Below are 7434 nucleotides of genomic sequence, written 5' to 3'. Positions count from 1 at the left end.
CGGGGGGCGGTTATCCCCCTACAGCCCACTGAGCCCTTTTCGCCAAATGCATTTTTCGCGGGGGCCGATACCCGCCCGCCGCGGGGTCGGTTACGCGGCCCCTTTGTCATACCCGGCGACGGCCCCCAACGGTCGGAATGCTGAACTCCGGATAACGATTCGGTGCGCATGGTGCGGGGGGGATTTACAGTGAATAACAGTGCAATTTTACATATTAAATTAGTGGAGTCCGGAACGGGTCGTTTCGAGGGCGGTTCCACGGGGGTGCGGGTGACGACCGTCACGCGTTCAACCACTTGTGGTCCGGATCCGGTGCGGAGTAAGGGCCGTACGGCCAAACGCGAGAGGCCCGGAACCTTGACGATTCCGGGCCTCTCGCACTGCGGCGATCCTGACGGGACTTGAACCCGCGACCTCCACCTTGACAGGGTGGCGAGCTAACCAACTGCTCCACAGGACCAGAGTGTTCTGATCTCGTTCACCCGCTTGCCGCGCTGCGAACAAGACAGACTGTAGCCCATGGTGGGCCCCCAGGTCGAACTGGCTCCTGAGGGCCCCACGGCGCACCCGCAGCTCAGCGGTGCCGCCCGGGTCACAGCGTGGCCCGGGCCGCCTCCATCGCCTTGGTGATCCGCTTCTCCGAGACCGGGCTCGGCGTGCCCAGCCCCTGGGCGAAGAAGCTGACCCGCAGCTCCTCGATCATCCAGCGGATCGCCAGCACCTCCGCGGAGGGCTGCTGCCCGGCCGGCACGGCGGCCAGCAGCTCCCCGTACGCCTGCTGCACCTGCTGGACCTTCAGTAGCTGCTGGGCGTCCCGCTGCGGGTGGTTGGGCAGCGCCTCCAGCCGGCGGTCCACCGCCAGCAGGTAGCGCTTGAGGTCGGGCAGCCGCTGCCAGCCGGTGGCGGTCACGAAGCCCGGGTGCACCAGCGAGGCCAGGTGCAGCCGGACGTCGTTCACCGCGTTCAGCAGCACCGGGCTGCTCACCGACTTCAACCGGGTCGAGGCCTTGTGGAAGGCGATCAGCGCGGTGGCCGTCTTGAGCGTGGTGTCCGCGGACAGGTCGTACAGGTCCGTCCGCACCTTGTCGTGCAGCTTGGCGAAGGCCGCCTCGTCCCAGGCCGGGCCGCCGGACAGGGTCATCAGCCGGTCCGTCGCGGCGGCGACCACGTCCTCGAACAGGGCGGCGATCGAGCCGTGCGGGCTGTGCGAGAGCGCCAGCTTGGCCTGGTTGCCCAGCCGGCCCTGGATCGACTTGGCCGGGGAGGTGGTGGTCAGCATCAGCAGCCGGCGGGTGCCCGCCCACATCGCCTGCGCCTGCGCCGGCGGGGTGTCGAACAGCTTCACGCCGACCGTGGCGCCCTCGTCCACCAGCGCCGGGTAGGCGCGCAGCGAGTGGCCGCGGGAGCGCTGCTCGAAGGTGCGCTGGAGCACCGGCAGCCCGGCCGGCCAGGCGGTCAGCCCGCTCTGCTCGATGCCCTGCCCGGAGGCGGCCGAGGAGAGCGTCTCCTTGAGCTTGGGCTTGAGCCTCAGCCGCAGCTCCTCCAGGTCCTTGGACTCGGCCAGCCGGCGCTTCCCGTCCACCACCCGGAAGGTCACCTTGAGGTGCTCCGGGACCCGCTCGTCGTCCCAGGCCTCCGGGGGCACCGTGACGGCCGTCAGGCGCTTGAGGGCGTGCTCCAGGGACGGCAGCAGCGGTTCCTGGCGGTCCTTCACCGCGCGCAGCGCCGCCCGGGCGAAGTCCGGGGCCGGCACGAAGTTGCGCCGGATCGCCTTCGGCAGCGACTTGATGTACGCGGTGACCAGTTCCTCCCGCAGACCGGGGATCTGCCAGTCGAAGCCCTCCGCGGTGACCTGGTTGAGCACCGGCAGCGGGATGTGGACGGTCACGCCGTCCGCGTCGCTGCCCGGCTCGAACTGGTAGGTCAGCCGGAAGCGCAGCTTGCCCTGCTGCCAGTGGTCCGGGTAGTCGGCCTCGGTGACGCCGTCCGCGGCGTCGTTGATCAGCATCGACTTCTCGAAGTTCAGCAGGTCCGGCTGCTCGTGCCGGGCCTTCTTCCACCAGGAGTCGAAGTGCCGGGTGGAGACGACCTCCTCGGGCAGCCGGGCGTCGTAGAAGTCGAACAGGGTCTGGTCGTCCACCATGATGTCCCGGCGGCGGGCCCGGTTCTCCAGCTCCTCGACCTCGCCGAGCAGCTTGCGGTTCTCGGCGAAGAACCTGTGGTGGGTCTCCCAGTCGCCCTCGACCAGCGCGTTGCGGATGAACAGCTCGCGACAGAGCTCCGGGTCGATCCGGCCGTAGTTGATCTTCCGCTGGGCGACGATCGGCACCCCGTAGAGGGTCACCTTCTCGTAGGCCAGCACGGCACCGGACTTCTTCTCCCAGTGCGGCTCGCTGTAGCTGCGCTTGATCAGGTGCCCGGCCAGCGGCTCGACCCACTCGGGCTCGATCTTCGCGTTGATCCGGGCCCACAGCCGGGAGGTCTCCACCAGCTCGGCCGACATCAGCCAGCGCGGCGGCTTCTTGAACAGGCCGGAGCCCGGGAAGACCGCGAAACGGGCGCCGCGGGCGCCGCCGTACTCGCGCTTCTCCACGTCGAACAGGCCGATGTGGGAGAGCAGTCCGGCCAGCAGCGACTGGTGGATCCGGTCCGCGTCCGGCTCGGCGTCGGGATGCGGCTCCTCGATCGTCACGCCCAACTGCTTCGCCACGGTGCGCAGCTGGGTGTAGACGTCCTGCCACTCCCGTATCCGCAGGTAGTTGAGGAACTCGGACTTGCACATCCGGCGGAAGGCCGAGGAGGAGAGCTCCTTCTGCTGCTCCCGGACGTAGCGCCACATCGCCAGGTAGGACAGGAAGTCGGAGGTCTCCGAGGTGAACCGGCGGTGCCGTTCGTCGGCGGCCTGGCGCTTCTCGGCCGGGCGCTCGCGCGGGTCCTGGATGGACAGCGCGGCGGCGATCACCATGACGTCCCGGACGCAGCCGTTCCGGTCCGCCTCCAGCACCATGCGGGCCATCCGCGGGTCGACCGGGAGCTGGGCCAGCTTGCGGCCGAGCGCGGTCAGCCGCTTGCGCGGGTCCTTCTCCTCCGGGTCCAGCGCGCCCAGTTCGTGCAGCAGGTGGACGCCGTCCTTGATGTTGCGCGAGTCCGGCGGGTCCAGGAACGGGAAGGCGGAGATGTCGCCCAGGCCCGCCGCGGTCATCTGCAGGATCACCGAGGCCAGGTTGGTGCGCAGGATCTCGGCGTCGGTGAACTCCGGGCGGGAGAGGAAGTCCTCCTCCGAGTAGAGCCGGATGCAGATGCCGTCCGAGGTGCGGCCGCAGCGGCCCTTGCGCTGGTTGGCGCTGGCCTGGCTGATCGCCTCGATCGGCAGCCGCTGCACCTTGGTGCGGTGGCTGTAGCGGGAGATCCGGGCGTTGCCCGGGTCGATCACGTACTTGATGCCGGGGACGGTCAGCGAGGTCTCGGCCACGTTGGTGGCCAGCACGATCCGGCGGCTGCTGGAGCGCTGGAACACCCGGTGCTGCTCGGCCGAACTGAGCCGGGCGTACAGCGGGAGGATCTCGGTGCCGCGCAGTTTCAGCTTGGTGAGGGCGTCGGCGGTGTCGCGGATCTCGCGCTCGCCGGAGAGGAAGACCAGGATGTCGCCCGGGCCCTCGTCCTGGAGCTCCTGGGCGGCCTCGCAGATCGCCTGGATCTGGTCGCGGTCGCGGTCCGCCTCGTCGGCCTCGTCGTCGCCGTCGTCCAGGACGGGGCGGTAGCGGACCTCGACCGGGTAGGTGCGGCCGGACACCTCGATCACCGGGGCGTCGCCGAAGTGCCGGGCGAAGCGCTCCGGGTCGATGGTCGCGGAGGTGATCACGACCTTGAGGTCGGGGCGGCGGGGGAGCAGCTGCTTGAGGTAGCCGAGCAGGAAGTCGATGTTGAGGCTGCGTTCGTGCGCCTCGTCGATGATCAGGGTGTCGTACTGGCGCAGGTCCCGGTCGGTCTGGATCTCCGCCAGCAGGATGCCGTCCGTCATCAGCTTGACCAGGGTGTCCCGGCCGACCTGGTCGGTGAACCGGACCTTCCAGCCGACCGCCTCGCCGAGCGGGGTGTCCAGCTCCTCCGCGACGCGCTCCGCCACCGTGCGGGCGGCGATCCGGCGCGGCTGGGTGTGGCCGACCAGACCGCGGACGCCGCGGCCCAGCTCCAGGCAGATCTTCGGGATCTGGGTGGTCTTGCCGGAACCGGTCTCACCGGCGACGATCACCACCTGGTGGTCCCGGATCGCCGCCAGGATGTCGTCCTTCTTCTGGCTGACCGGGAGCTCGGCGGGATAGGTGATCTTCGGCACGGCGGCCCGGCGCTGCTCGACCAGCAGCTCGGCGCGGTCGATCTCGGCGGCGATCTCGGCGGCGACCTGCTGACGGGCCTCCGGCTTGCGGACCCGGCGGGCCCCCTCCAGCCGGCGCCCGATCCGCACCTCGTCGCGAAGGGTCAGCTCGGGCAGGCGGGCGGCCAGCTCACCGATTCCGGGACCCTCGGCGGGAACGGAGGCGGACTGGACTGCGGGAGAACTCACTGCGGGCATCCCTCTAGGTTCGCAAGGAGGCACGGCGGAGCGCACCTCGGTTTTCGAGCCCCTCCAGTGTCACAGCCGCCGGTGCCCAATCGCGAACGCCGGGCGCCCCGGTCGCGCGGGCCGCGCGGAACGCGTCCGGCGGGCCGGGCGGAACGCGTTCGACGGGCCGGGCAACGATCCACGGCGGTTCCGGACTCTGGAGGGGGAGGAGGTGCTCATGGGAGCCCACGAGACCGCACGGGACGAGGAGTTCCGGGCGTTCACCGGCAGTGCGTGGTCACGGCTGCTGCGGACGGCCTACCTGCTGGCGGGGGACCGGCACGGCGCCGAGGACCTGGTCCAGCAGGCGCTGGAACGGGCCTACGTGCACTGGAACAAGGTCCGGGCTGCCGACGACCCGAACGCCTACGTGCGCCGCATCCTGATCAACGAGCACGCCCGGCGGTACCGGCGCAGACCGGTCGAGTACCTGGTCGAGGCCTTCCCCGACCGGCCCGCCCCGGCCGGCCCCGACCCGGACGACCGGGCCGTGCTGCTCGGCGCCCTCGCCGCCCTGCCGCCGCGCCAGCGGGAGGCCGTCGTCCTGCGGTACTGGGAGGACCTCAGCGAGTCCCAGACCGCGGCCGCGATGAACTGCTCGGTCGGCACGGTGAAGAGCCAGGCCGCCCGGGGGCTGGCCAAACTGCGGGAGTCCTCCTCACTCAACGGACTGGCCAGCATCGGAGGTAGCAGCAGATGAGCACGGAGTCCATGCCCGGGGACGAGGACGTGGAGGCGGCCGAGGCCGTGGTCTCGTGGGAGCTGGGCGAGCTGGCCGACAGCGTCGAGGCCGGGCCGGTGCCGTACGACCGGCTGCTGGCCGGCGGGCGGCGGCGGCTGCGGCGGCGCCGGCTGCTGACCGGGGCGGCGGTCGCCGGGCTGGTCGTCGCGGTCGGCGGGGCGGGGACGCTGATCGGCGGCCCGGGCACGGTGTTCGGCGGGTACGGGCGGGGCGCCGGCAGCGCCTCGGTGGCGGCGGTCCCGCCGGCGGCCGTCTCCCCGGCGGCTCCGGGCGCCCCGTCGGCGCCGGAGCTGCCGGGGCCCGGGGTGGCCCCGGTGTCCCCGACGGTCTCCTCGGCCGGAGCCGCCCCGACGGCCTCCGCGACACCCTCGCCGTCCCGGCCGGCCCGGGACCCGTTCTCGCCGCTGCGGGTCAAGATCAACGAAGGCACGGTGAGCGGCCACGCCCTGGAAGCCTGGATCGCCCTGTGGCCGGCCGCGCCCACCGCGGCGGACGGCCTGGCCCAGGCCCGGCTGATCCAGCAGGAGCGGAGAACCGTCGACCCGCGCCTGCCGGACGACCCCCAGGGGGGCGGCCTCCAGCCCTGGACCCCGAACACCGACCGGGCCGAGGTCTATCTGACCGTGGACGGCAAACGGCAGCCGGGCGACTTCGTCGACCCGGTTCCCGGCCCGGGCGGGACGGCGCAGGACGATCAGGGTGCCGTGATCGGCAGCCGCGGGCTCAACCGCGTCGTCGACACGGGGGGCAGCCCGCAGATGGTGGTCGTCAAGGCCCGGCCCGAGGTCGAGAGGGTCGTGGTCAAGTGGGAGAGCGGCATGGTCATCGAGACGGAGCCGGTGGCGGTCGGCGACTCCCCGGTTCGCTGGTACGCCGTCATCCGCATCCCGGCACCCGGCAACAACACCGTCGTCTCCTACGCGGCCGACGGATCGGTGCTGCGGACCCAGAAGGCCTGGTGGTGAGCGGGGCCGGAGCTCAGGGCTGGAGCGCGGCCTCGTCGGCGTCCGGGAGCCAGTCCCGGGCCGGGTCGTACTCCAGCCACCGGCTGCGGGCCGCCTCCGCGGTGAACGCCCCCAGCAGGAAGTCCAGTTGGCGGCCCCGGTCGGCGTCCCGGTCGGAGCGCCAGAGCAGCGACCAGGCGTAGAGGGGGGTCGGGCCGGCCAGGGGAACGGTCCGCACGCCCGGGCGGCCGGGCAGCGGGCCGTCGGCCGGCACCAGCGAGAAGCAGGTCGGATCCGCGGCGACCTGGTCCAGGAAGTGCTCCAGGCCGAGGTTGGTCGAACCGACCCGGCCGTCGATGCCGAACCGGGTGGCGAAACGGGTCAGGAAGTCCAGGCGGTCCACCGCCGCCGGGTAGCGCAGCACGCTGCCGCGCAGATCCGTCGGGGCCAGGGCGTCGCGGCCCGCCAGCGGATGGTCGGCGCTCAGCAGGGCGTCCACCGGCTCCAGGCGGACCAGGCGGTGCGTCAGACCGGCATCGGTGCCGCCGGGGAGGGCGTGCACCCGGCCGAACCCGGCATCCGACTCGCCGCGCAGCACCGCGGCCGCCACGGAGGGCAGGTCGCGGCCCGGCACCGGCTCCACCTCCAGGCCCGGCGCCGCGTCCACCGCCTGGGCGAGGGTGCGCATCGGGGCGTACAGGTGGCCCCACACGTCGATCCGCAGGGGCCGCCCGGCACCTGCCACCGCCGCCACGGCCCGCTCTCCCTGGGACAGCAGGCGGCGGGCGGGCTCCAGGAACCGGGTGCCCGGGGCGGTCAGGGTCACCCCGCGGGCGCCGCGTTCCAGCAGGCGGACGCCGAGGGCGGCCTCCAGGCGGGCCACCCGCTTCGACAGGCCCTGCTGGGTGATGCCCAGGCGGCCGGCGGCGCGGCCGAAGTGGAGTTCTTCGGCGGTTGCGGTGAAGGCTCTTACCTGTGCCAGATCCAGATCCACCTCGGCACCCTAGCGGGTGCCGTTGTGGGGGGTGGGGGCCGCTGCGCGGGGCTGTTGTTGGGTGGGGGGCTTTCGGGCTGTATCATATAAAAAAAAAACAACCCACCAAACCACAAAAAAAAAACTAATACCACATAATCTTGAAAAAATA

The 7434-nt window shown here is 71.7% G+C and carries 4 protein-coding genes and 1 tRNA gene; 2 read left to right on the top strand and 3 right to left on the bottom strand.

Going from position 1 to position 7434, the window contains the following annotated elements:
- Positions 1-386 precede the first annotated feature (386 nt).
- Both ACFWXO_RS22765 and hrpA read right to left on the bottom strand, forming a co-directional pair.
- Positions 387-460: transfer RNA gene (locus ACFWXO_RS22765), tRNA-Asp, on the bottom strand.
- A gap of 132 nt (positions 461-592) precedes the next feature.
- On the bottom strand, positions 593-4573 hold the full coding sequence (gene hrpA, locus ACFWXO_RS22760) for an ATP-dependent RNA helicase HrpA (RefSeq protein ID WP_380525578.1): 3981 nt from the start codon (positions 4571-4573) through the stop codon (positions 593-595).
- Between the two features lie 208 nt (positions 4574-4781).
- Here hrpA and ACFWXO_RS22755 point away from each other — a divergent pair, with 208 nt between their 5' ends.
- Together ACFWXO_RS22755 and ACFWXO_RS22750 are read left to right on the top strand one after the other, a co-directional pair.
- The gene (locus ACFWXO_RS22755) at positions 4782-5303 is read left to right on the top strand and encodes a SigE family RNA polymerase sigma factor (protein WP_375896314.1); all 522 of its coding nucleotides are present in this window, start codon (positions 4782-4784) and stop codon (positions 5301-5303) included.
- Positions 5300-6310: a hypothetical protein gene (locus tag ACFWXO_RS22750; RefSeq protein WP_375896317.1), complete on the top strand. Its 1011-nt coding sequence runs from the start codon at positions 5300-5302 to the stop codon at positions 6308-6310. The genes ACFWXO_RS22755 and ACFWXO_RS22750 overlap by 4 nt, the downstream gene beginning before the upstream one ends.
- Before the next feature lie 13 nt (positions 6311-6323).
- Here the strand turns inward: ACFWXO_RS22750 and ACFWXO_RS22745 are convergent, their stop codons facing one another.
- Entirely contained in the window at positions 6324-7283 is a 960-nt protein-coding gene (locus tag ACFWXO_RS22745; RefSeq protein WP_380525577.1) for a LysR family transcriptional regulator, read from the bottom strand.
- Positions 7284-7434 lie beyond the last annotated feature (151 nt).

Source organism: Kitasatospora sp. NPDC059088, from assembly GCF_042738155.1.
In the GTDB taxonomy this organism is placed as follows: domain Bacteria; phylum Actinomycetota; class Actinomycetes; order Streptomycetales; family Streptomycetaceae; genus Kitasatospora.
The sequence above is the reverse complement of the archived record's forward strand: the minus strand, read 5'-3'. Positions and strand labels throughout refer to the sequence as shown.

What these genes read in the sequence shown, in the direction of transcription:
- ACFWXO_RS22750 (WP_375896317.1), top strand. Translation starts at nt 5,300, where the DNA reads ATGAGCACGGAGTCCATGCCCGGGGACGAGGACGTGGAGGCGGCCGAG.
- hrpA (WP_380525578.1), bottom strand. Translation starts at nt 4,573, where the DNA reads ATGCCCGCAGTGAGTTCTCCCGCAGTCCAGTCCGCCTCCGTTCCCGCC.
- ACFWXO_RS22755 (WP_375896314.1), top strand. Translation starts at nt 4,782, where the DNA reads ATGGGAGCCCACGAGACCGCACGGGACGAGGAGTTCCGGGCGTTCACC.